This is a genomic window from Streptococcus sp. VT 162 (assembly GCA_000688775.2).
Taxonomy (GTDB): Bacteria; Bacillota; Bacilli; order Lactobacillales; family Streptococcaceae; genus Streptococcus.
The window spans coordinates 1,767,547-1,792,809 of sequence record CP007628.2 but is presented as its reverse complement, the minus strand read 5'-3'; the positions used below and the strand labels follow the sequence as shown (position 1 = coordinate 1,792,809).

The window sequence follows — 25,263 nt, the reverse complement described above, 5'->3', positions numbered from 1 at the left end:
TGGTCGTGTTATGGTAATTTGCCCAGCAAATCCAAAACACAAACAACGTCAAGGATAAGATAGAAAGGAGAAAACATGGCTCGTATTGCTGGAGTTGACATTCCAAATGACAAACGCGTAGTAATCTCATTGACTTACGTTTATGGTATCGGACTTGCAACATCTAAGAAAATTTTGGCTGCTGCTGGAATCTCAGAAGATGTTCGTGTACGTGACCTTACATCAGATCAAGAAGATGCTATCCGTCGTGAAGTGGATGCAATCAAAGTTGAAGGTGACCTTCGTCGTGAAGTAAACTTGAACATCAAACGTTTGATGGAAATCGGTTCTTACCGTGGTATTCGTCACCGTCGTGGACTTCCTGTCCGTGGACAAAACACTAAAAACAACGCTCGCACTCGTAAAGGTAAAGCTGTTGCGATCGCTGGTAAGAAAAAATAATATAGGAGGTAAAAGTCTTGGCTAAACCAACACGTAAACGTCGTGTGAAAAAGAATATCGAATCTGGTATTGCTCATATTCACGCTACATTTAATAACACTATTGTTATGATTACTGATGTGCATGGTAATGCAATTGCTTGGTCATCAGCTGGTGCTCTTGGTTTCAAAGGTTCTCGTAAATCTACACCATTCGCTGCTCAAATGGCTTCTGAAGCTGCTGCTAAATCTGCACAAGAACACGGTCTTAAATCAGTTGAAGTTACTGTAAAAGGTCCAGGTTCTGGTCGTGAGTCAGCTATTCGTGCGCTTGCTGCCGCTGGTCTTGAAGTAACAGCAATTCGTGATGTGACTCCAGTGCCACACAATGGTGCTCGTCCTCCAAAACGTCGCCGTGTATAATCATCGCATTACACTGCTTTTCGTTTAAGAGGGAGTAACTAAATGATTGAGTTTGAAAAACCAAATATAACAAAAATTGATGAAAATAAAGATTATGGCAAGTTTGTAATCGAACCACTTGAACGTGGTTACGGTACAACTCTTGGTAACTCTCTTCGTCGTGTACTACTAGCTTCTCTACCAGGAGCAGCAGTGACATCTATCAACATTGAAGGTGTCTTGCATGAGTTCGACACAGTTCCAGGTGTTCGTGAAGACGTGATGCAAATCATTCTGAACATTAAAGGGATTGCAGTGAAATCATACGTTGAAGACGAAAAAATCATTGAACTTGACGTTGAAGGTCCCGCTGAAATTACAGCTGGAGACATTTTGACTGATAGTGATATTGAGATTGTAAATCCAGATCATTATCTCTTTACAATCGGTGAAGGTTCTTCTCTAAAAGCGACAATGACTGTTAACAGTGGTCGTGGATATGTACCTGCTGATGAAAACAAAAAAGATAATGCACCAGTTGGAACACTTGCTGTAGATTCTATTTATACACCAGTTACAAAAGTCAACTATCAAGTAGAGCCTGCTCGTGTAGGTAGCAATGATGGATTTGACAAATTAACCCTTGAAATCTTGACTAATGGAACAATTATTCCAGAAGATGCTTTAGGGCTTTCAGCACGTATCTTGACAGAACATCTTGATTTGTTTACAAATCTTACTGAGATTGCTAAGTCAACTGAAGTGATGAAAGAAGCTGATACTGAATCTGACGATCGTATTTTGGATCGTACGATTGAGGAACTGGACTTGTCTGTGCGTTCATACAACTGTTTGAAACGTGCCGGTATCAATACTGTGCATGATTTGACAGAAAAATCTGAAGCAGAGATGATGAAAGTACGAAATCTTGGACGCAAGAGTTTGGAAGAAGTGAAACTCAAACTCATTGACTTGGGTCTTGGATTAAAAGATAAATAAAGGAGGAATACATGGCTTACCGTAAACTAGGACGCACTAGCTCACAACGTAAAGCAATGCTTCGCGATTTGACAACTGACCTTTTGATCAACGAATCAATCGTGACAACTGAAGCTCGTGCTAAAGAAATCCGTAAAACTGTTGAAAAAATGATTACTCTAGGTAAACGTGGTGATTTGCATGCACGTCGTCAAGCAGCTGCTTTTGTACGTAATGAAATCGCATCTGAAAACTATGATGAAGCAACTGACAAGTACACTTCTACTACAGCACTTCAAAAATTGTTCTCAGAAATCGCACCTCGTTATGCTGAACGTAACGGTGGATACACTCGTATCCTTAAAACTGAACCACGTCGTGGTGATGCTGCGCCAATGGCAATCATCGAATTAGTATAAAATCATCAATTTTGTTGAGTGTTATGATGATGGAGTCTTGTGCTCTTAGTCTAGCTCTGGTCTACCGCTGGGACTTCGGTCCTAGCGGGAACACTCATCATCATTTGATAGGGTAGACGCTTGTTTACGAAATTGTTTTTTCCTTAAGAACAACTTCGTAAGCAGGCGTTTTTTAGTATTTTCTATGGAAATATGCTATACTAGGAAAAAAGAAAATCAAAAACGTTCAGGTTTTCTAAAAATCGTAGAAATGGGGTATAAGGATGAAGGCTATTATTACAGTGGTTGGTAAGGACAAGGCTGGGATCGTTGCAGGCGTGTCTACTAAGATTGCAGAGTTGGGTTTGAATATTGACGATATTTCTCAGACGGTGTTGGATGAATACTTTACTATGATGGCGGTCGTTTCTAGTGACGAAAAACAGGATTTCACTTATCTACGAAATGAGTTTGAAACGTTCGGTCAGACCTTGAATGTCAAAATCAATATTCAAAGTGCGGCGATTTTTGACGCTATGTATAATATCTAGGAGGTGGATATGGATATTAGACAAGTTACGGAAACCATTGCCATGATCGAGGAGCAGAACTTCGATATCAGAACTATCACCATGGGGATTTCCCTTTTGGGCTGTATTGATCCAGATATCAATCGTGCTGCTGAAAAGATTTACCAAAAAATCACCACTAAAGCTGCAAATCTAGTGGCTGTAGGAGATGAAATTGCTGCTGAACTAGGGATTCCTATTGTTAATAAACGGGTATCGGTGACTCCGATTTCTTTAATTGGTGCTGCGACTGATGCGACAGACTATCTTGTTTTGGCAAAGGCTCTTGATAGGGCTGCTAAGGAGATCGGTGTTGACTTTATTGGTGGATTCTCAGCTTTGGTACAAAAAGGCTACCAAAAAGGAGATGAAATTCTCATCAATTCTATCCCACGCGCTCTAGCTGAGACAGACAAGGTTTGTTCGTCTGTCAATATCGGCTCGACCAAGTCAGGTATCAACATGACTGCGGCCGCTGATATGGGACGTATCATCAAGGAAACAGCTGCGCTATCAGATATGGGTGCGGCCAAGTTGGTCGTATTTGCCAATGCTGTTGAGGACAATCCTTTTATGGCAGGGGCCTTTCATGGTGTTGGCGAAGCAGATGTTATCATCAATGTCGGGGTTTCGGGTCCTGGTGTGGTCAAGCGTGCCTTGGAAAAGGTTCGTGGACAGAGCTTTGATGTAGTAGCGGAAACAGTCAAGAAAACGGCCTTCAAGATTACTCGTATCGGTCAATTAGTTGGTCAGATGGCTAGTGAGAGACTGGGTGTTGACTTTGGAATTGTCGACCTAAGTTTGGCGCCAACTCCTGCGGTTGGTGATTCTGTGGCTCGTGTCCTTGAGGAAATGGGCCTAGAAACAGTTGGTACGCATGGGACGACGGCTGCCCTCGCTCTTTTGAATGACCAAGTTAAGAAGGGTGGAGTGATGGCTTGTAACCAAGTCGGTGGCTTGTCAGGTGCTTTTATCCCCGTTTCTGAAGATGAGGGGATGATTGCTGCGGTGCAAAATGGCTCTCTGAATTTAGAGAAACTGGAAGCCATGACGGCTATTTGTTCTGTTGGGTTGGATATGATCGCCATTCCTGAAGATACGCCTGCTGAAACCATTGCGGCTATGATTGCGGATGAGGCGGCAATTGGTGTGATTAACATGAAAACAACGGCTGTCCGTATTATTCCAAAGGGCAAAGAAGGCGATATGATTGAGTTTGGTGGTTTGCTAGGGACAGCTCCAGTGATGAAAGTCAACGGGGCTTCGTCTGTTGATTTCATCTCTCGCGGTGGGCAAATCCCAGCTCCAATTCATAGTTTTAAAAATTAATAAAAAAGCGAGAGGATTTAAGTTGAGTTTAAGGATGACTGTGTATACTATAATCATTAAATAAAGACCTCCTAACTTTATTTAATAGAAATCCTAAACTTTTTCATAATAATCTCCTAGGGAAGCTACCATGAGGGTAGCTTTTCTTTTGGATAATTTACAAATGTTGGCTTTGCTTTTGAAAGCCGAATATTTCTTTGATCCATGATATAATAGAAGAAAATGGAGGATAGAAAATGTCTAAAGTAAGATTGTATTTGGTCCGTCATGGGAAAACGATGTTTAACACCATTGGACGTGCTCAAGGATGGAGTGATACACCTCTAACCACGGAAGGTGAGTTGGGAATTCATGAACTGGGAATTGGCTTGAGAGAGTCTGGCTTGCAGTTTGACCGCGCTTATTCCAGTGATTCAGGTCGCACTATTCAAACCATGGGAATTATCCTAGAAGAACTTGGCCTGCAGGGGAAAATCCCTTACCGCATGGACAAGCGCATCAGAGAGTGGTGCTTTGGTAGTTTTGATGGAGCCTATGATGGGGACCTCTTTATGGGATTGATTCCGAGAATTTTCAATGTAGACCATGTTCATCAGTTGTCCTATGCAGAACTAGCAGAAGGTTTGGTAGAGGTTGATACAGCAGGCTGGGCTGAAGGTTGGGAAAAACTCAGTGGTCGAATCAAGGAAGGCTTTGAAGCGATTGCCAAAGAAATGGAAGAACAAGGTGGGGGCAATGCCCTCGTTGTGAGCCATGGGATGACCATTGGAACCATTGTTTACCTGATCAACGGCATGCATCCGCATGGTCTGGATAATGGCAGTGTGACCATCCTAGAATACGAGAACGGTCAGTTTAGCGTAGAAGTTGTTGGTGACCGTAGCTATCGAGAGCTCGGACGTGAGAAGATGGCAGAAATAAAAAATTGATAGAAGTTAGCTCCAAGTGGGAGCTAATTTTTTTCCTGTTAAATAAGGTGGATTTGCGACTCAGTCTTTCTTGTTATCCAAGTCTAAAAGAACATTTCTCGTCTTTCAAATTCCCTCAAAAATGGTATAATAGTAACATCATAAAATTGGAGAAATAGCATGAGTTTTTACAATCATAAAGAAATTGAGCATAAGTGGCAGGGCTACTGGGCAGAACATCATACATTTAAGACAGGAACAGATGCCTCAAAACCGAAGTTTTATGCTCTCGACATGTTCCCATATCCTTCAGGAGCTGGATTGCACGTAGGACACCCAGAAGGTTATACTGCAACCGATATCCTCAGCCGTTACAAACGTGCGCAAGGCTACAATGTCCTTCACCCAATGGGATGGGATGCTTTTGGTTTGCCAGCTGAGCAGTACGCTATGGATACGGGGAATGACCCAGCAGAATTTACAGCGGAAAATATTGCCAACTTCAAACGTCAAATCAATGCGCTTGGCTTCTCTTATGACTGGGATCGTGAAGTCAACACAACAGATCCAAACTATTACAAGTGGACTCAATGGATTTTCACTAAGCTTTACGAAAAAGGCTTGGCCTATGAAGCGGAAGTACCAGTAAACTGGGTAGAAGAATTGGGAACAGCTATCGCCAACGAAGAAGTCCTTCCTGACGGAACTTCTGAGCGTGGTGGCTATCCTGTTGTCCGCAAACCAATGCGCCAATGGATGCTTAAAATCACGGCCTATGCAGAGCGCTTGCTTAATGACTTGGATGAGTTGGATTGGCCAGAATCTATCAAGGATATGCAACGCAACTGGATTGGTAAATCAACTGGTGCCAATGTAACTTTCAAAGTGAAAGGGACTGACAAGGAATTCACCGTCTTTACAACTCGTCCTGATACTCTTTTCGGTGCGACCTTCACAGTCTTGGCTCCTGAGCATGACTTGGTTGACGCCATCACAAGTCCAGAGCAAGCTGATGCAGTTGCAGACTACAAACACCAAGCTAGTCTCAAGTCTGACTTGGCTCGTACCGACCTTGCCAAGGAAAAAACTGGTGTTTGGACGGGTGCTTATGCCATCAATCCTGTCAATGGCAAGGAAATCCCAATCTGGATTGCAGACTATGTTCTTGCTAGTTATGGAACAGGTGCTGTCATGGCCGTGCCTGCCCATGACCAACGTGACTGGGAATTTGCCAAACAATTTGACCTTCCAATCGTAGAAGTGCTAGAAGGTGGAAACGTTGAAGAAGCTGCCTATACTGAAGATGGTCTTCATGTCAATTCAGACTTCCTAGATGGACTGAACAAAGAAGAAGCGATTGCTAAGATTGTGGCTTGGTTGGAAGAGAAAGGTTGTGGACAAGAGAAGGTTACCTACCGTCTCCGCGACTGGCTCTTTAGCCGTCAACGTTACTGGGGTGAGCCAATCCCAATCATTCATTGGGAAGATGGAACTTCAACAGCTGTCCCTGAAAGTGAATTGCCACTTGTCTTGCCAGTCACCAAGGATATCCGCCCTTCAGGTACTGGGGAAAGCCCATTGGCTAACTTGGCAGACTGGCTTGAAGTGACGCGTGAAGATGGTGTCAAAGGTCGTCGTGAAACAAACACTATGCCACAATGGGCTGGTTCAAGCTGGTACTACCTCCGCTATATTGACCCACATAACACAGAAAAATTGGCCGATGAGGATCTCCTCAAACAATGGTTGCCAGTAGATATCTACGTGGGTGGTGCAGAGCATGCTGTTCTTCACTTGCTTTACGCTCGTTTCTGGCACAAATTCCTCTATGACCTCGGTGTTGTTCCAACTAAAGAACCATTCCAAAAACTCTTTAACCAAGGAATGATTTTGGGAACAAGCTACCGTGACCACCGTGGAGCTCTTGTAGCGACTGATAAGGTTGAAAAACGTGACGGTTCTTTCTTCCATGTGGAAACAGGAGAAGAGTTGGAGCAAGCGCCAGCTAAGATGTCTAAATCGCTCAAGAACGTTGTCAACCCAGACGATGTGGTGGAACAATATGGTGCTGATACCCTTCGTGTTTATGAAATGTTCATGGGACCACTCGATGCTTCGATTGCTTGGTCAGAAGAAGGTCTGGAAGGAAGTCGTAAGTTCCTCGACCGTGTTTACCGTTTGATTACAAGTAAAGAAATTGTTGCGGAAAATAATGGTGCTCTTGACAAGGTTTATAACGAAACCGTTAAATCTGTTACTGAGCAAATCGAATCCATGAAATTCAACACAGCCATTGCCCAACTTATGGTCTTTGTCAACGCTGCTAATAAGGAAGACAAACTCTATGTGGACTACGCCAAAGGCTTTATCCAATTGATTGCCCCATTTGCACCTCACTTGGCAGAAGAACTCTGGCAAACTGTTGCTGCAACAGGTGAGTCCATCTCTTACGTGGCTTGGCCAACATGGGACGAAAGCAAATTGGTTGAAGACGAAATCGAAATCGTTGTCCAAATCAAAGGAAAAGTCCGTGCCAAACTCATGGTCGCTAAAGACCTGTCACGCGAAGAATTGCAAGAAATTGCTCTGGCTGACGAAAAAGTCAAAGCAGAAATTGACGGTAAGGAAATCGTGAAGGTAATTGCAGTACCTAACAAGCTGGTAAATATCGTTGTGAAATAAGATAGGAATCCTTCAGAGTAGAATCTGGAGGATTTTTAAATTGGATTATGCTATAATAGTCCCAACTAAGATAAAAACACAGTTCTGGTTGGTAGTCCAGACGTAGGCAAGCCTATCAGTAACCTTCCTCCTTGGTTGTCCATTCTTAGGGATAGATTTAAGGAGGTGCTGTCATGGAAATCGTTTCAATTGGCTTGACAGTTTATTTTGAAGATGGTTTTTGGCATGGATTGTTTGAACAAGAGTACGAGGGAACTTATCAAGTTTGTCGAGTGACATTTGGTCAGGAACCAAAAGAGGATGAAATTTTGAAACTTTTACAGACTCAGTTTGTTCGGTTGTCTTTTAGTCCAGAGGCAACAGTCAAACAGCATGTGAAGATTAAGAATCCGAAGCGTCTGCAGCGAGCTGTAAAGAAACAGGTGAAGCAGAAAGTTTCTTCTAAGTCACAAGAGCTCTTGCAGTTGCAGTATGACGAACGAAAAAAGTATTCAAAACAACAGTCTAGTCTCCAAAAGCAATTGCTCAAGCAAGAGAAATTTGAACGCAAACAGCAAAAACGTAGAGAGAAGCACAAGGGTCACTAGTGACTCTCTCTTTCATAAAAAAGAACAGCTCTTCTTGGATAACAAGAGCTGTTTTTGCTTGTATTGAAGATTTCTTTCCTAATAGATAGACTTATCGTTAATGGCAGTTTCAAATTTAGGACCATACTTGCTTGCTTCAAATTCAATCCTGCCCCATTCAGCATTTTCATTTTACTAGAAGGGAGTGTGTGCCATTATTTCTGATTCATTTTTTATTGTTTGGTTTAGCGAGAACAATACTATTGACTCCTGGATTTTTCTGCCGGATGCTATAAAACATCTCTTTTATAGCGTATGTTTAAAAATATAATGTATGGTTGTAAGTGTTTTTCAACTTCCTCTAGTGATTCGATAGGAGAAAAACGAGCCTGCTCTACTTTAATTTAACCCCCATTATTTTACCACTTGGCCTTTCATTTTAACTGCTTATCTCAAAAGTCGATTTTTCTTTCATTCTTTTTGTTAAACTAGTGTGGTTAAGAGGAGGAAAAAATATGATTTTACAAACTAAACATTTGACTAAACGGTACGGCAATCATATGGCTGTCGATGATATTCAGTTAGAGTTTGAAAAAGGAAGTTTCAATGCTATTTTGGGACCCAATGGTGCAGGGAAATCAACCACCATTTCCATGTTAATCGGTTTGAAAAAGCCGACACAAGGTCAGATTCGATATGCGCCAAATACGAAAATCGGAGTGGTTTTTCAAGCTAGTGTACTGGATGAGATGTTGACGGTTAGGGAAAATCTCACGATTCGTGCTCAACAATATAAGGAGATTGCGGCAAGTCGTGTGGATGATTTGATTCATCAACTGGGTTTGACTGCTTTCCAGAAACAACTATATGGGACTTTGTCAGGTGGGCAAAAACGTCGGGTTGATATTGCGCGTGCTCTTCTTTCGCGACCAGATATTCTTTTCTTGGATGAACCAACGACAGGTCTTGATATTCAAACTCGCAAATCCATCTGGGATCTACTGTATCGACTACAAAAGGATGAAGGGATGACTATTATCTTAACGACTCATTATCTGGATGAAGCGGATGAAGCGGATCAGATCTATATCGTTGATCATGGGAAAGTGATTGCGCAAGGTTCTGCGACTGCTATTAAAAGTCAGTATGCATCTAATATTCTAAAAATTCGTTTTAAGGAAATGAAGGATCTAGAAAAATTGCTACAGACTGGAATGACAGTCGAGGAAGAAAATGAGATGGAATATCTTTTTTATCCAAGGACGTCACAGGAGGCCATTGAATATTTGGCAAAAGTTCGAGAAAAAATTGATTCTTTTGAGTTTCGTTCGGGTACTATGGATGATGCCTTTATTGCACTTACAGGAAGAGAGGTCCGCTAATGCTAGCTTTATTAAAACGGAATTTTATCTTATATTTTCGTAATCGTTCGGGAGTATTTTTCTCATTATTGGGGGCATTGATTTCCTTCCTCCTTTATATCATTTTTTTGCAGAAGAATTTGACAGATTCTTGGTCCCAACTCCCTAATAGTACGAACCTTTTAAACAACTGGCTGATGGGTGGGACTTTGGCTGTGACTGGGATGACAACCAGTTTTACGGCTCTTAAACAAATGGTACAGGATCGCGAAAATCAAGTGAATCAAGATCTTTTCTTGACAGATTTAGGTAACTGGGGCTTACAGGCGTCCTATCTGATCAGTAGTATTGTTATTTCTTTTGTCATGCAGATATTTATGTATGCTGTTATGAGTTTTTATTTTAAAGAGAGCCCAGTTATCAGCCATTTACCGGAAATTGCTTTGATTATGTTGTTAAGCAGTCTGCTTTCAAGTTTGGTAAATGTTCTCTTGATTTACCGTTTTCAATCTGTAGATAGCCTTGGTAAACTGGCAACGATAGTGGGAACTGCCTCTGGATTTTTAGTAGGAACTTATATCCCCATTGGAGTATTACCTGATTTTGCACAGATTATCATGAAGTGTACCCCTGCAACTTATATTGCTTCTCTCTATCGACAAGTCTTGATGAAAGAGCGATTAGAGATCGCATTTTCAGGAAATAACAGTCTGTTACAGGAATTTCAAGAAAAAATGGGAATCCAAATCAACTGGCAAGAACTATTGACAAAGGAAGAAACATACTTTATAGTGGTTATTATCAGTCTCATCGCTATTCTTCTTTGGCTTTTATTTGTTAAAGTGTTTAGCAAGAGAAAATAAAGATGTATTGGAGAGAAAATGAAGATTCGTTTTGAAATGAAGACAGAGTTTTCAGAAAAAGACCCACACATTTTAATTCAGGCAGCTCAGTTAACCGACCAAGCAAGAGAGGTCATGGAGTATTTAGAACAATTTTCAACGACCAATCAGGTGGTCATTCCTATTCGAACGGATGATCATCTGGTTATGGTGAAAATTGAGGATCTTATTCTAGCAGATATCGATAAGAATTTGTTGACCATTTATACGGTAGATGGGATTTATAAAACTAAGGAAACATTAACAAACTTTCAGAATCGAATTAATCGACGTAACTTTATACAGATATCACGTCATTCAGTTATAAACATTGACCATTTAGAGTCATTATCGGATAGCTTTTCAGGGAACATGATGGCTAAGATGACTCGGGGTCTCAAATCGAGTGTGAGTCGGAAATACGTTAAGTCCTTAATGGATTATCTAGGTTTATAGGAGAAAATCATGAAGCGATTGATTGCTTATTTTGTATCGGGAATGCGTACGGCCTCCTTTGTTTATTTGAGTTTGGTGTTATTGGCTCAGTTTTATTCAGGTATTACCTATCCCGCACCAACGACAAAAAATATTCTAGCTTTGTTTTTGATGAGTGGAATTATGGGGGTATTGACTTTAATCCTTGAAAGGCTAGAGTTTCTTGCTTATAGTATGCGTGTAGGAGTTCATTTGTTAGCGACAGCTACTATTTTAGTATTGACCTACCTATTTTTTGGCTGGGGTTCGGCATTGTTGAGTCCCTTGCTTTGGTTCTTTTTCTTATTAATTTATGGACTGATATGGTTGTACCAGATCTGGCAAACTCACAAGCTCACCCAACGAATTAATCAAGCCTTAGAAGATAAAAGAAAGAAAACAAATCACTAATGTAGTGAGTGGATGAGGTTTGAGGAGAGTGCTAGTTTCCATATAGAGCAAATTATGATATATTATTTTTAGCGTAAAACAAGGAGAAAACAATGCCAGTAAACGAATATGGTCAGATGATTGGTGAGTTAATGGAAGGTTATACTCCAGGAGAATTGCCTTCCATTGATTTCTTAGAAGGGCGCTACGCTCGGATAGAGACTCTTTCGGTGGAAAAGCATGCGGAGGATCTGCTAGCTGTTTATGGTCCTGATACGCCTCGTGAGATGTGGACCTACCTTTTTCAGGAACCAGTGGCAGATATGGAGGAACTGGTTACTATCTTAAATCAGATGTTGGCTCGTAAGGACCGTTTTTACTATGCGATTATAGACAAGGCAACTGGTAAGGCTTTGGGAACTTTTTCTCTCATGCGTATTGACCAGAATAACCGAGTAATAGAAGTGGGTGCCGTCACTTTTTCTCCTGCTCTTAAGGGTACGAGGATAGGGACAGAGGGTCAGTATCTCCTAGCTCGCTATGTTTTTGAGGAGCTTAACTATCGTCGCTATGAGTGGAAATGCGATGCTCTAAATCTGCCATCCAGACGAGCTGCGGAACGTTTGGGATTTGTCTATGAAGGAACCTTCCGTCAGGCAGTCGTTTATAAGGGGCGTACGAGAGATACGGATTGGTTGTCTATGATTGATAAGGACTGGCCTCAAGTCAAAGATCGTTTAGAAACATGGTTGGCTCCTGAAAATTTTGATAAAAATGGACGACAGTACAAGAGCTTGAGAGAACTTTAAGAGGTGTTGACATGATCACTATTAAAAAGCAAGAAATTGTCAAGTTAGAGGATGTTTTGCATCTCTATCAGGCTGTCGGTTGGACAAATTATACACATCAACCTCAGATGTTGGAGAAGGCCTTGTCTCACTCATTAGCAATTTATCTAGCACTTGATGGCGATGCCGTGGTGGGCTTGGTCCGTTTGGTCGGAGATGGTTTTTCATCGATTTTTGTCCAGGATTTGATCGTTTTGCCTAGCTATCAGCGCCAAGGGATTGGTAGCAACCTGATGAAAGAGGCTTTAGGTGACTTCAAAGATGCCTATCAAGTCCAACTAGTGACCGATCAGAAAGAAAAAAACTTGGGATTCTATCGTTCTCTGGGATTTGAAACCTTATCTACTTATGATTGTACAGGAATGATTTGGATGGATCGAAAAAGATAAAAAAATATTTTTTCTTAAGTAAAATTTAAGTCTCCTTGTGTATTATATAGTTATTAAATAAAGACCTCCTAATACTCTTCGAAAATCTCATAACTATAGTTATGCTTGCGTCTATCTGCCTAGTCTGATTTTGATTTTCATTGAGTACCCTTTATTTAATGAAATCCCAAACTTTTCTTTTTCATCATAATCTCCTAAAGAAGTCACCCAATCAGGTGGCTTTTTTATGACTTGGAGAGGAAAAATCCATTTAAAAAAATTTTTAAAAAAATGATAAATCAGGAGAAAAGTTAAGTTAGCTTTAAGATTCATCTTGTATCATATAGTTATTAAATAAAGACCTCCTAACTTTATTTAATGAAATCCTAAACTTTTCTTTTTCATAATATGAAATCCTAAACTTTTCTTTTTCATAATAATCTCCCTAAAGAGGCCACCCAATCAGGTGGCTTTTTTGTTTGTGGCTTGGATTTTTGATATAATAGAGCCATGAGTAGAATTTTAGATAATGAAATCATGGGGGATGAGGAGTTGGTAGAACGTACCCTCCGTCCTCAGTATTTACGTGAATATATTGGGCAGGATAAGGTCAAGGACCAGCTGCAAATCTTTATCGAGGCTGCCAAAATGCGGGATGAGGCACTGGACCATGTTCTTTTATTTGGTCCTCCAGGTCTCGGGAAAACAACCATGGCCTTTGTTATTGCCAATGAACTGGGAGTCAATCTCAAGCAAACGTCTGGTCCTGTTATCGAAAAAGCGGGGGATCTGGTAGCGATTTTGAATGATTTGGAGCCTGGAGACGTTCTCTTTATTGACGAGATTCATCGCTTGCCTATGTCGGTGGAAGAGGTGCTTTATAGTGCCATGGAAGACTTCTACATTGATATCATGATTGGGGCTGGAGAGGGCAGTCGCAGTGTCCATTTGGACTTGCCACCATTCACCTTGATTGGTGCAACGACACGTGCGGGGATGCTCTCAAATCCTCTGCGGGCACGTTTTGGGATTACAGGTCATATGGAATACTATGCCCACGCTGACTTGACAGAGATTGTTGAGCGGACGGCAGATATTTTTGAGATGGAAATAACCCATGAGGCAGCTTCGGAGTTGGCCTTACGCAGTCGAGGAACTCCTCGTATCGCCAATCGTCTCCTCAAGCGCGTGCGCGACTTTGCCCAGATTATGGGGGATGGCTTGATTGATGATGTGATTACGGATAAGGCTTTGACCATGCTGGATGTAGACCGTGAAGGTTTGGACTATGTAGACCAAAAAATCCTTCGCACCATGATTGAGATGTACGGTGGTGGTCCTGTCGGTTTAGGAACTCTTTCTGTTAATATTGCCGAGGAGCGTGAGACTGTCGAAGATATGTACGAACCTTACCTGATTCAGAAAGGTTTCATCATGCGAACTCGTTCTGGGCGGGTAGCGACTGCTAAGGCATATGAGCATTTAGGCTATGAATACAATGAAAAATGAACAAGAAATTCTAGATGCTTTCAGAGAAAATCCAGATATGATGACCATTCTGACCATCATTCGTGATCTTGATCTGAAAGACTCGTGGTTGGCAGCAGGTTCTGTCAGGAATTTCATCTGGAATCTCTTGTCAGACAAATCGCCTTTTGACCGGGAGACGGATGTTGATGTGATTTTCTTTGATCCAGATGTTTCTTATGAGGAAACAGTATCCCTAGAGAAAAAGCTGAGAGAAGATTTCCCTCAATATCAGTGGGAGTTGAAAAATCAGGTCTATATGCATCTGCACAGTCCCCACACTGTGCCTTACACGAGTTCTCGTGATGCCATGAGTAAGTATCCAGAACGCTGTACGGCGATAGGACTCCGCTTGCATGCGGACGCAACTATAGAGCTCTTTGCGCCCTATGGTCTAGAGGATATTTTGAATTTTCAGGTTTCCCCAACTCCTCATTTCTTAGAGAATGAGGACCGAATGAAGCTCTATCAAGAACGCTTGTCCAAGAAAAATTGGCAAGAAAAATGGAAAAATCTCACTTTTTCAAAAAACTTAAGAAAAATTTAAGTTAGGGACGGTATACTAGGTTCATAAGTTAAGAGGAACTTAACTTAAACTCCTAAAACTTTTTCATAATAATCTCCCTATAAAATTAAGTCGCCCAATCAGGCGGCTTATTTTTTGTCTGTACGGAGAGCTAATAACTTAGCAATAGAAGAAAATAGGGAAATATGGTATAATGAAACGATAGATTTTTGAATAGGAATAAGAACATGTTTGGATTTTTTAAGAAAGATAAAGCTGTAGAAGTCGAGGTTCCAACACAGGTTCCTGCTCATATTGGCATCATCATGGATGGGAATGGTCGTTGGGCTAAAAAACGGATGCAACCACGGGTTTTTGGTCATAAGGCGGGGATGGAAGCCCTCCAAAAGGTGACCAAGGCAGCTAACAAGATGGGAGTTAAGGTCATCACGGTTTATGCCTTTTCAACGGAAAATTGGACACGCCCAGATCAAGAAGTCAAGTTTATCATGAACTTGCCAGTCGAATTTTATGATAACTACGTCCCTGAATTGCACGCAAATAACGTTAAGATTCAGATGATTGGGGAGACAGATCGTTTGCCTAAGCCGACTTTTGAAGCTTTGAAAAAAGCAGAGGAATTGACTAAGAACAATACGGGCTTGATTCTCAATTTTGCGCTTAACTATGGTGGCCGTGCTGAAATTACGCAGGCTCTTAAGGGCTTGGCTCAAGATGTTCTAGATGCTAAAATAAACCCTGGTGACATCACAGAAGATATGATTGGGGACTATCTTTTCACGCAACACCTGCCAAAGGATTTGCGGGATCCTGATTTGATTATCCGTACGAGTGGTGAGTTGCGTTTGAGTAATTTCTTGCCATGGCAAGCAGCCTATAGCGAGCTTTATTTTACGGATACCTTGTGGCCTGATTTTGATGAAGCCGCCTTGCAGGAAGCTATTGCTGCTTTTAACCATCGCAATCGCCGTTTTGGAGGAGTTTAGGAGAAGATATGACCAAGGATTTACAAAAGAGAACATTGTTTGCGGTATTGGCCCTGGCAATTTTCCTTCCAGTCTTGTTTGCGGGAGGGCTCTTGTTGCAGATAGGGATTGGCTTGTTAGCGATGCTAGGCGTCCATGAACTCTTGCACATGAAGGGGTTAAAGACCATGACCATCGAGGGTGCCTTGACCCTCTTTGCGACCTTTGCTCTCACAATCCCCTTAGAAAATTACCTAACTTTTTTGCCAGTTGATGGGAATGTGGTTGCCTACAGCGTTTTAATTATGATTATGCTAGGGACCACCGTTTTCAGTAAAAGCTATACGATTGAAGATGCCGCTTTTCCAATTGCTGTGAGCTTTTATGTTGGTTTTGGCTTTAATGCCTTACTAGATGCTCGGGTGGCAGGTTTTGACAAGGTACTTTTGGCCCTTTTTATCGTTTGGGCGACAGATAGCGCAGCCTACCTGACAGGGATGAATTTTGGTAAACATAAGTTGGCGCCGAGAGTTTCTCCTAATAAGAGTATTGAGGGCTTTGTCGGTGGTATTCTAGGTGCGGTACTGATAACAGTGATTTTCATGTTAGTGGACAGCACAGTTGCTCTTCCTTATGGGATTTATAGAATGAGTCTCTTTGCAGCCTTTTTCAGTGTGGCAGGTCAGTTTGGTGACTTGATTGAGAGTGCTACGAAACGCCATTTCGGTGTTAAGGATTCTGGAAAATTTATCCCTGGACATGGCGGTGTGTTGGATCGCTTTGACAGCATGCTGATTGTGTTTCCAATGATGCACTTATTTGGCCTGTTTTAAAGAAAGGAATATTGAATGATTGGATTGCTAACCTTTATCCTCGTTTTTGGGATTATTGTGGTGGTGCATGAGTTTGGACATTTTTATTTTGCCAAGAAATCAGGCATTTTAGTTCGTGAATTTGCCATTGGTATGGGGCCCAAGATTTTTTCCCATATCGGTAAGGATGGCACGGCTTATACCATTCGAATTCTTCCTCTAGGAGGCTATGTTCGTATGGCAGGCTGGGGTGATGATACGACAGAAATTAAGACAGGAACTCCGGTCAGTTTAACACTTGCCGACGATGGTAAGGTCAAACGGATTAACCTCTCAGGGAAGAAACTGGATCAAACGGCTCTCCCTATGCAGGTAACCCAGTTTGACTTTGAAGACAAGCTCTTCATTAAAGGCTTGGTCTTGGAAGAAGAAAAGACTTTTGCAGTGGATCATGATGCAACGGTTGTTGAGGCAGATGGAACCGAAGTGCGCATCGCTCCTTTGGATGTACAGTATCAAAATGCTTCTATCTGGGGCAAGCTCATCACCAACTTTGCAGGTCCCATGAATAACTTTATCTTAGGAGTTGTTGTTTTTTGGATCTTGATCTTTTTGCAAGGCGGTGTTAGAGATACTCAGACCAATCTCTTTCATGTCATGCCAGAGGGAGCTTTGGCTAAGGTAGGTGTAGCTGAGACCGCTCAAATTACCAAGGTCGGCTCGCATGAGGTTAAAAATTGGCAAGATTTGACCCAGGCTGTGGAAGCAGATACCAAGGACAAGACCGCCCCGACCTTGGATGTGACCATTTCTGAAAATGGTAGTGAAAAACAAGTCACTGTGACGCCAGAAGAAAATCAAGGACGTTATATTCTTGGGGTTCAACCGGGGGTCAAGTCAGACTTTCTATCCATGTTTGTTGGTGGATTTACGACAGCTGCTGACTCGGGGCTCCGTATCCTTTCGGCTCTGAAAAACTTGATTTTCCATCCAGATTTGAACAAACTCGGTGGTCCCGTTGCTATTTTTAAGGCAAGTAGCGATGCTGCTAAAAATGGTCTTGAGAATGTCCTCTACTTCCTAGCTATGATTTCCATCAATATTGGAATTTTTAACTTGATTCCTATCCCGGCTTTGGATGGTGGAAAGATTGTGCTCAACATCCTAGAGGCTATCCGCCGGAAACCCCTTAAACAAGAAATTGAAACCTATGTCACCATGGCTGGTGTAGTTATCATGGTTGTCTTGATGCTAGCTGTGACCTGGAATGACATTATGCGACTCTTCTTTTAGATAATCGAGGAATATTATGAAACAAAGTAAAATGCTAATCCCAACGCTTCGCGAAATGCCAAGCGATGCTCAAGTTATCAGCCACGCCCTTATGTTGCGTGCTGGTTATGTCCGTCAAGTTTCTGCCGGTGTTTATTCTTACCTGCCACTCGCTAACCGTGTGATTGAAAAGGCTAAGAATATCATGCGCCAAGAGTTTGATAAGATTGGTGCGGTGGAGATGTTGGCTCCTGCCCTTCTCAGTGCCGATCTTTGGCGTGAATCAGGTCGTTATGAAACTTATGGTGAAGACCTTTATAAACTGAAAAACCGTGAAAAGTCAGACTTTATTCTAGGTCCGACCCACGAAGAGACTTTTACAGCTATTGTCCGTGATTCTGTTAAGTCTTACAAGCAATTGCCACTCAATCTCTACCAAATTCAACCGAAATACCGTGATGAAAAACGTCCACGTAACGGGCTTCTCCGTACGCGTGAATTTATCATGAAAGACGGCTATAGTTTCCATGCTAATTACGATAGTTTGGATGTGACTTATGACGAGTACAAAGCGGCCTATGAACGTATCTTTACTCGTAGTGGCTTGGACTTCAAGGCTATAATCGGTGATGGTGGCGCCATGGGTGGTAAGGATAGCCAAGAATTTATGGCCATCACACCAGCCCGTACAGACCTTGACCGCTGGGTTGTCTTGGACAAGTCAGTTGCCTCATTTGATGAAATTCCTGCAGAAGTGCAAGAAGAAATCAAGGCAGAATTGCTCAAATGGATGGTTTCTGGTGAAGACACCATCGCCTACTCAACTGAGTCTAGCTATGCAGCTAACTTAGAAATGGCAACAAACGAGTACAAACCAAGCAACCGTGTCGTTGCGGAAGAAGAAGTGATTCGAGTGGAAACTCCAGGTGTTAAATCCATCGATGAAGTTGCAGCCTTCCTTAATGTGCCAGAAGAGCAAACGATTAAAACTCTCTTCTACATGGCAGATGGTGAGCTTGTTGCAGCCCTTCTAGTTGGAAATGACCAACTCAATGAAGTCAAGTTGAAAAACCACTTGGGAGCAGATTTCTTTGATGTTGCGAGCGAGGAAGAAGTAGCAAATGTTATCTCAGCTGGCTTTGGTTCGCTTGGCCCAGTTGGTTTGCCAGAAAATGTGAAAATCATTGCAGACCGTAAGGTACAAGATGTTCGCAATGCTGTTGTGGGGGCCAACGAAGATGGTTACCACTTGACGGGTGTGAACCCAGGTCGTGATTTCACTGCAGAATACGTGGATATCCGCGAAGTTCGTGAGGGTGAAATTTCACCAGACGGACAAGGCGTTCTTAACTTCGCGCGTGGTATCGAGATCGGTCATATTTTCAAACTCGGCACTCGTTATTCAGCAAGTATGGGCGCAGATGTTTTGGATGAAAATGGTCGTGCTGTGCCAATCATCATGGGATGTTACGGTATTGGTGTTAGCCGTCTTCTCTCAGCAGTTATGGAGCAACACGCCCGCCTCTTTGTCAACAAAACGCCTAAAGGGGAATACCGTTATGCTTGGGGAGTTAACTTCCCTAAAGAATTGGCGCCATTTGATGTGCATTTGATCACTGTCAATGTCAAGGATGAAGAAGCGCAAGCCTTAACAGAAAAACTTGAAGCAAGCTTGATGGGAGCTGGTTACGAAGTCTTGACAGACGACCGTAACGAACGTGTCGGAGTGAAGTTTAGCGATAGCGACTTGATTGGTCTGCCAATCCGTATCACTGTTGGGAAGAAAGCAGCCGATGGCATCGTAGAAGTTAAGATTAAGGCGACTGGTGACACCATCGAAGTTCATGCAGACAACTTGCTCGAAACCCTTGAAATCCTCAGCAAGAAATAAAAACTATAATCAGAAGAAAAACAAGGCAAAAATGTAACTAGTTTTTACCTTGTTTTTTCTATATAATGGGAAAAATGAATAAACGAAGAGGTAAAGCTATGCTAAAATTTCCAAAGGATTTTGTCTGGGGTTCCTCCACTTCTGGACCACAGACAGAAGGTCGTGTACCTGGTGACGGCAAGGGAGACAATCTCTGGGATTATTGGTTCCAAGTAGAGCCAAATCGTTACTACAATGGAATTGGACCTGATAAAACATCGACTTTTTACGAAAACTGGGAAAAGGATATTGAGCTTTTGGTAGAGACTGGGCATACAGCCTTCCGAACTTCTATCCAGTGGTCTCGTATTTTCCCGCAAGGCCGTGGAGAGGTCAATCCGCAAGGGGTGACTTTCTACCGTCAGGTTTTTGAAGCTATTAAGGCCAAAGGGATTCGTCTCTTAGTCAATCTCTATCACTTCGACCTGCCTTTTGCCCTCCAAGAAGACGGCGATGGTTGGGAAAATAAGGCAACCGTCAGGGCCTATAAAGACTATGCTCGTTTTTGTTTTGAAACTTACGGCGACTTGGTGGACCAATGGATTACCTTCAACGAGCCCATCGTACCTGTAGAATTTGGTTATTTTTATGATGCCCATTATCCTCACAAGGTAGATGCCAAAGCGGCGGTTAAGGTTGCCTATCATACGCAACTGGCTAGTAGTCTTGCGGTTAAGGCCTGTCATGAGGTTTTGCCTGATTCCAAGATTGGGATTGTCCTTAACTTGACACCGGCTTATCCACGCAGCCAGCATCCTGCTGATGTCAAGGCAGCTCGCATTGCCGATCTCTTCCAAGCCCAATCTTTCCTAGATCCGTCTGTCTTGGGAGCTTATCCAGAGGAATTGGTGGAAATTTTAGCTGAACATGATTTGCTGCCAGAGTACACTGTTGAAGAGTTAGAACTCATTCGCGAGAATACAGTTGATTTCCTAGGAGTGAACTACTATCAGCCTTTGCGCGTTATGGCGCCGCGTTTTGCTAAACATCCAGACAGTCCCCTCTTGCCAGAACATTTCTATGAGCCTTATATCATGCCGGGCCGTAAAATCAATCCTCACCGCGGTTGGGAAATCTACGAGCAGGGGATTTATGATATCGCCCAAAATATCAAGGAAAACTACGGTAATATTGAGTGGATGCTGACCGAAAACGGCATGGGGGTTGAAGGGGAAGGAAAGTTCCGTGAGAATGGCATGATTCAGGACGACTATCGTATCGACTTTGTCAAAGGACATCTGCGTGAACTTCACCGTGCCATTGAAGACGGAGCCAATTGTAAGGGTTACTTAATCTGGACCTTTATTGATTGCTGGTCATGGCTCAATAGCTATAAAAATCGCTATGGTTTGGTTGAATTGGACTTGGAAACGCAGGAACGTCGTCTAAAAAAATCAGGCCATTGGTTCAAGGAACTCAGCGACCATAATGGATTTTAAGAATAAAAAGAGTGAGATGGTGTTCATCTCACTTTTTATTACAATATCATCACCAAGGTCCCAATCGTAATCAGGATACAGCCAATAATTGTTTTAAACGTCAGGGCATCCTGTAGGAAGAAAAAGGCTAGAACGAGGGTAATGACGAGACTGAATTTATCGACAGCAGATACCTCAGTCGCATTGCCCATCTGTAGTGCCTTGTAGTAGCAGAGTTAGGAGGTGCCCATGGGGAAAATCAGACAAGATGGGAAGAGAAGATAAAAGTGCCAAGAAAAATCAAATGGCAAATACCTCCTCTATTCATTATAAGTAATTGATGCTAACTTGTCAGGTATCAAGTGAAATCTTGTTAAAATACCAGATAGAAAAACTATACCAATTTTTATCCTTGACAAGTGAGAAAAACAAGTATATACTGTCTTTGCTGATTCTGAAAAAGGAGAATCAGACTATACCAATTTAAGGAGAAAGCACAGCTGGTCTGTGTCGTATATACTATGTGTGGAATTGTTGGTGTTGTTGGAAACACAAATGCAACTGATATTTTGATTCAAGGGCTTGAAAAGCTCGAATACCGTGGTTATGATTCTGCGGGGATTTTTGTCCTAGGTGGTGCTGAAAATCACCTGGTTAAGGCTGTCGGTCGTATTGCAGAATTGTCTGCAAAGACAGCTGGTGTTGAGGGAACGACTGGTATCGGACATACGCGTTGGGCGACTCACGGGAAACCAACGGAGGACAACGCTCACCCACACCGCTCTGAGACAGGACGTTTTGTCTTGGTGCATAATGGGGTGATTGAGAACTACCTTGAAATCAAGGAAGAATACCTTGCAGGTCACCACTTCAAGGGGCAAACAGATACGGAAATCGCCGTTCACTTGATTGGGAAATTTGCAGAAGAAGATGGTTTGTCAGTTCTTGAAGCCTTCAAAAAAGCTCTTCACATCATCCGTGGTTCTTATGCCTTTGCCTTGGTTGACTCTGAAAATCCAGATGTCATCTATGTCGCTAAGAACAAATCACCACTCTTGATTGGTCTTGGAGAAGGCTACAACATGGTCTGCTCAGATGCTATGGCTATGATTCGTGAGACCAACCAATACATGGAAATTCATGACCAAGAGTTGGTAATCGTCAAGGCTGATAGTGTCGAAGTTCAAGACTATGATGGCAATCGCCGTGAACGTGCTAGCTATACTGCGGAGCTCGACTTGTCAGATATCGGTAAGGGGACTTATCCTTATTACATGCTCAAGGAAATCGACGAGCAACCAACGGTGATGCGTAAACTCATCCAAGCCTACACAGATGAGGCTGGTCAAGTTGTTGTAGATCCAGCTATCATCAAGGCTGTTCAAGATGCAGACCGCATTTACATCCTTGCAGCTGGAACATCGTACCACGCAGGATTTGCTTCTAAGAAGATGCTGGAAGAGTTGACGGATACACCTGTTGAACTTGGAATTTCATCTGAGTGGGGCTATGGTATGCCACTTCTCAGCAAAAAACCACTCTTCATCTTTATCAGCCAGTCTGGTGAAACAGCTGACAGCCGTCAGGTTTTGGTCAAGGCTAATGAAATGGGCATTCCAAGCTTGACAGTGACAAACGTTCCAGGATCAACTCTTTCACGTGAAGCCAACCATACAATGCTCCTTCACGCGGGTCCTGAAATTGCCGTGGCATCAACCAAGGCCTACACAGCACAAATCGCAGCCCTTGCCTTCCTTGCAAAAGCAGTCGGAGAAGCAAACGGCAATGCCAAAGCGCAAGCCTTTGACCTGGTTCATGAGTTGTCAATCGTAGCTCAGTCTATCGAATCAACTCTTTCTGAAAAAGAAACCATTGATGCAAAGGTTCGTGACCTTCTTGAAACAACTCGCAACGCCTTTTACATCGGACGTGGTCAAGACTACTATGTAGCCATGGAAGCCAGTCTCAAACTCAAAGAGATTTCTTACATCCAATGTGAAGGCTTTGCGGCAGGAGAACTCAAGCACGGAACCATTGCCTTGATTGAAGAGGGGACACCTGTCTTGGCCCTCTTGTCAGATCCAGTTCTTGCCAACCACACTCGTGGAAATATCCAAGAGGTCGCAGCTCGTGGTGCCAAGGTTCTCACTATCGCAGAGGAAAATGTTGCTAAAGACACAGACGATATCGTCCTTACGACCGTCCACCCTTACCTCTCACCAATCTCAATGGTCGTACCAACGCAATTGGTCGCTTACTTTGCAACACTCCACCGTGGCCTTGATGTGGACAAACCACGTAACCTTGCTAAGTCAGTAACAGTAGAATAAGCTAAGAAAGTCTAGTTCATCTAGACTTTTTTGCTCTCTCTTGGTATACTTGAGTGAGGAGTATTTTTGCTCGCCTTTAATTTTTTATAAGGAGAAGAAAATGAAGAAGAAAAAAAGTATTATTGCTATGCTGGTTGGTATCGTCTTGTCTAGTTCTTACTTGATACGTACGATCTTGATCCATCAGCAGAGACAAGCGAAAAAGCAAAACCTGGAACGGATTGCTGCGGTGCAAGAGACGGTTCAGTCTCAAGATCAAAAGAAAGCTGAAGAGCAGAAAGAACACTTTAAAAAGGCGTTTGAAGGTATGGATAAAACTTCCATTCTAATGAAAAACTATGATAGCCACACACCGATTAATGGGGACTACAGTTTTGGTACAAAGGATGGCGTGTACTACCTAGTAGAATTAAAAACAGGGAATAAAGTAGCTCTGGAAGGTGTGGACAAGGCCTTTCCATTGTCTGTCAAAAACGAGGACACAAATAGTACGGAGCTTGCCCTGGTTGTCCGTAAAGACCAAGTCTGGTACATGATTGATACAAAGGGTGAGACGATTTACACTTTTGAACAAACAGAATTGACAGAAAACTCGAAGTTAACTTTGAAAGACAATAAACTACAGGTAGAATAAACCAAGAAAGTCTAGTTCATCTAGGCTTTTTCTAATGAGCAAATTTATTGAACATAAAACTAATTAGTGATAAAATACCCTAAAAACTTAAAGAGATAGCGAGGAAACAGGATGGTAGAATTAGGAATTTCAACATTTGGTGAAACAACCGCTCTGGAAACGACTGGGCAGATTTACAGTCATGATGAACGCATTCGTCAGTTGATGGCAGAAATTGAGCTGGCTGATAAGGTTGGTTTGGATGTGTACGGGATTGGGGAGCATCATCGGGAGGACTTTGCGGTATCAGCCCCAGAGATTATTCTTGCAGCTGGGGCAGTGAATACCAAGAAAATTCGTTTGACCAGTGCAGTCAGCATTCTCTCGAGTATGGATCCGGTTCGCTTGTTCCAACAATATGCTACCATCGATGCCTTGTCAAATGGCCGTGCGGAGATTATGGCTGGGCGTGGTTCATTCACCGAATCCTTCCCTCTGTTTGGCTATGACTTGAAAGACTACGCAGCTCTCTTTGATGAGAAATTAGACTTGCTCCAGTTAGTCAATGAAAAGACCAAGATAGACTGGCAAGGTCAATTGACCCAAACGATTTCTGGCAAAGAAGTCTATCCTCGTCCTGTTCAGGACAAATTGCCATTGTGGGTGGCGACAGGAGGTCATGTAGAGTCAACAGTGAAGATTGCTCAGGCGGGGTTGCCGATTGTCTATGCTATTATCGGTGGCAATCCGCGTTATTTTAAAAAGTTGATTCAAGCTTATCGTAAGATTGGGAGCGAAGCCGGTCATGCGGAGAAAGACCTGAAAGTGGGTGCTCATTCTTGGGGCTGGATTGCTGAAGATGGCGAGCAGGCTGTCAAAGATTATTTCCATCCGACCAAGCAAGTGGTGGATGCAATTTCCAAAGACCGTCTGCACTGGCAGGAGTTGACCTATGAGCAATATTTGGAGCAGGTTGGACCAAATGGTGCCATGTTTGTGGGCAATCCAGATCAGGTGGCAGAAAAATTGATTCGCATGATTGAGGATTTAGGCTTGGACCGCTTTATGTTGCACCTACCGCTTGGTTCTATGCCACATGACCAGGTTCTGAGAGCTATTGAACTCTTCGGCACACAAGTGGCGCCGAAAATACGTGCTTACTTTGCCATGAAAGAGGGGTTATAAAAAAATTCAATCAGTTGAGTCGATTGGTGAGGAACACCCATGGATTCAGCAACAACCCATGGATTCAGCAACAGGTGGAAGTGGTACAAGCGATAGAGCATACTATCTAGTG

The 25,263-nt window shown here is 42.6% G+C and carries 26 protein-coding genes; 25 read left to right on the top strand and 1 reads right to left on the bottom strand.

Annotated elements, in window-relative coordinates; all coding sequences use genetic code 11:
- The first annotated feature begins 75 nt into the window (after positions 1-75).
- The 15 genes from V470_08850 (at position 76) to V470_08780 (ending at position 12,594) form a co-directional block, all read left to right on the top strand.
- Complete coding sequence (locus V470_08850; GenBank protein AHZ48516.1) at positions 76-441, top strand: 30S ribosomal protein S13; 366 nt, start codon at positions 76-78, stop codon at positions 439-441.
- A 17-nt stretch (positions 442-458) separates the two neighbouring features.
- Positions 459-842: a 30S ribosomal protein S11 gene (locus V470_08845; protein ID AHZ48515.1), complete on the top strand. Its 384-nt coding sequence runs from the start codon at positions 459-461 to the stop codon at positions 840-842.
- Positions 843-884: 42 nt separating this feature from the next.
- The gene (locus V470_08840) at positions 885-1,820 is read left to right on the top strand and encodes a DNA-directed RNA polymerase subunit alpha (protein AHZ48514.1); all 936 of its coding nucleotides are present in this window, start codon (positions 885-887) and stop codon (positions 1,818-1,820) included.
- 11 nt (positions 1,821-1,831) lie between these two features.
- Positions 1,832-2,218 (top strand): 50S ribosomal protein L17, encoded by a 387-nt coding sequence (locus V470_08835; protein ID AHZ48513.1) that lies wholly within the window; start codon positions 1,832-1,834, stop codon positions 2,216-2,218.
- Between the two features lie 263 nt (positions 2,219-2,481).
- Entirely contained in the window at positions 2,482-2,748 is a 267-nt protein-coding gene (locus V470_08830) for a hypothetical protein (protein ID AHZ48512.1), read from the top strand.
- A gap of 9 nt (positions 2,749-2,757) precedes the next feature.
- Entirely contained in the window at positions 2,758-4,095 is a 1,338-nt protein-coding gene (locus V470_08825) for a hypothetical protein (protein ID AHZ48511.1), read from the top strand.
- A 236-nt stretch (positions 4,096-4,331) separates the two neighbouring features.
- Positions 4,332-5,024: a phosphoglycerate mutase gene (locus tag V470_08820; GenBank protein ID AHZ48510.1), complete on the top strand. Its 693-nt coding sequence runs from the start codon at positions 4,332-4,334 to the stop codon at positions 5,022-5,024.
- A 159-nt stretch (positions 5,025-5,183) separates the two neighbouring features.
- Positions 5,184-7,685 carry a leucyl-tRNA synthetase gene (locus tag V470_08815; GenBank protein AHZ48509.1) on the top strand — a complete coding sequence of 834 codons (2,502 nt, stop codon included), beginning with the start codon at positions 5,184-5,186 and terminating at the stop codon, positions 7,683-7,685.
- A gap of 173 nt (positions 7,686-7,858) precedes the next feature.
- Positions 7,859-8,272 (top strand): hypothetical protein, encoded by a 414-nt coding sequence (locus tag V470_08810; GenBank protein AHZ48508.1) that lies wholly within the window; start codon positions 7,859-7,861, stop codon positions 8,270-8,272.
- Positions 8,273-8,766: 494 nt separating this feature from the next.
- Positions 8,767-9,633 (top strand): ABC transporter ATP-binding protein, encoded by an 867-nt coding sequence (locus V470_08805; protein ID AHZ48507.1) that lies wholly within the window; start codon positions 8,767-8,769, stop codon positions 9,631-9,633.
- Complete coding sequence (locus tag V470_08800) at positions 9,633-10,475, top strand: multidrug ABC transporter permease (GenBank protein ID AHZ48506.1); 843 nt, start codon at positions 9,633-9,635, stop codon at positions 10,473-10,475. The genes V470_08805 and V470_08800 overlap by 1 nt, the downstream gene beginning before the upstream one ends.
- An 18-nt stretch (positions 10,476-10,493) precedes the next feature.
- Positions 10,494-10,949 (top strand): transcriptional regulator, encoded by a 456-nt coding sequence (locus tag V470_08795; protein ID AHZ48505.1) that lies wholly within the window; start codon positions 10,494-10,496, stop codon positions 10,947-10,949.
- Positions 10,950-10,958: 9 nt separating this feature from the next.
- On the top strand, positions 10,959-11,378 hold the full coding sequence (locus tag V470_08790; protein ID AHZ48504.1) for a hypothetical protein: 420 nt from the start codon (positions 10,959-10,961) through the stop codon (positions 11,376-11,378).
- Positions 11,379-11,470: 92 nt separating this feature from the next.
- Positions 11,471-12,166: a GNAT family acetyltransferase gene (locus V470_08785; GenBank protein AHZ48503.1), complete on the top strand. Its 696-nt coding sequence runs from the start codon at positions 11,471-11,473 to the stop codon at positions 12,164-12,166.
- 11 nt (positions 12,167-12,177) lie between these two features.
- Positions 12,178-12,594 carry a GNAT family acetyltransferase gene (locus V470_08780; protein AHZ48502.1) on the top strand — a complete coding sequence of 139 codons (417 nt, stop codon included), beginning with the start codon at positions 12,178-12,180 and terminating at the stop codon, positions 12,592-12,594.
- Positions 12,595-12,705: 111 nt separating this feature from the next.
- Here V470_08780 and V470_08775 read toward each other — a convergent pair whose 3' ends face one another.
- Positions 12,706-12,906 (bottom strand): hypothetical protein, encoded by a 201-nt coding sequence (locus V470_08775; GenBank protein AHZ48501.1) that lies wholly within the window; start codon positions 12,904-12,906, stop codon positions 12,706-12,708.
- 204 nt (positions 12,907-13,110) lie between these two features.
- Between V470_08775 and V470_08765 the strand changes: the two genes are divergently transcribed.
- The 10 genes from V470_08765 to V470_08720 all read left to right on the top strand — a co-directional run bounded on the left by V470_08765 (position 13,111) and on the right by V470_08720 (position 25,151).
- Positions 13,111-14,082 (top strand): ATP-dependent DNA helicase RuvB, encoded by a 972-nt coding sequence (locus tag V470_08765; GenBank protein AHZ48500.1) that lies wholly within the window; start codon positions 13,111-13,113, stop codon positions 14,080-14,082.
- The gene (locus tag V470_08760; protein AHZ48499.1) at positions 14,063-14,647 is read left to right on the top strand and encodes a prolyl-tRNA synthetase; all 585 of its coding nucleotides are present in this window, start codon (positions 14,063-14,065) and stop codon (positions 14,645-14,647) included. Before V470_08765 ends, V470_08760 begins: the two co-directional genes overlap by 20 nt.
- Positions 14,648-14,853: 206 nt before the next feature.
- Entirely contained in the window at positions 14,854-15,612 is a 759-nt protein-coding gene (locus V470_08755) for a UDP pyrophosphate synthase (GenBank protein AHZ48498.1), read from the top strand.
- An 8-nt stretch (positions 15,613-15,620) separates the two neighbouring features.
- Positions 15,621-16,424: a phosphatidate cytidylyltransferase gene (locus V470_08750; protein AHZ48497.1), complete on the top strand. Its 804-nt coding sequence runs from the start codon at positions 15,621-15,623 to the stop codon at positions 16,422-16,424.
- Positions 16,425-16,439: 15 nt separating this feature from the next.
- Complete coding sequence (locus V470_08745; GenBank protein AHZ48496.1) at positions 16,440-17,696, top strand: metalloprotease RseP; 1,257 nt, start codon at positions 16,440-16,442, stop codon at positions 17,694-17,696.
- Between the two features lie 16 nt (positions 17,697-17,712).
- Positions 17,713-19,566, top strand: coding sequence for a prolyl-tRNA synthetase (locus V470_08740; GenBank protein AHZ48495.1), 1,854 nt, complete (start codon positions 17,713-17,715; stop codon positions 19,564-19,566).
- 98 nt (positions 19,567-19,664) lie between these two features.
- Positions 19,665-21,044 carry a 6-phospho-beta-glucosidase gene (locus tag V470_08735; protein AHZ48494.1) on the top strand — a complete coding sequence of 460 codons (1,380 nt, stop codon included), beginning with the start codon at positions 19,665-19,667 and terminating at the stop codon, positions 21,042-21,044.
- 500 nt (positions 21,045-21,544) lie between these two features.
- The gene (locus V470_08730) at positions 21,545-23,353 is read left to right on the top strand and encodes a glucosamine--fructose-6-phosphate aminotransferase (GenBank protein ID AHZ48493.1); all 1,809 of its coding nucleotides are present in this window, start codon (positions 21,545-21,547) and stop codon (positions 23,351-23,353) included.
- Positions 23,354-23,453: 100 nt separating this feature from the next.
- A complete protein-coding gene (locus V470_08725) occupies positions 23,454-23,987 on the top strand; it encodes a hypothetical protein (protein AHZ48492.1) in 534 nt (177 codons plus the stop codon).
- A 111-nt stretch (positions 23,988-24,098) separates the two neighbouring features.
- A complete protein-coding gene (locus V470_08720; protein ID AHZ48491.1) occupies positions 24,099-25,151 on the top strand; it encodes a 5,10-methylene tetrahydromethanopterin reductase in 1,053 nt (350 codons plus the stop codon).
- The last annotated feature ends 112 nt before the right edge of the window (positions 25,152-25,263 follow it).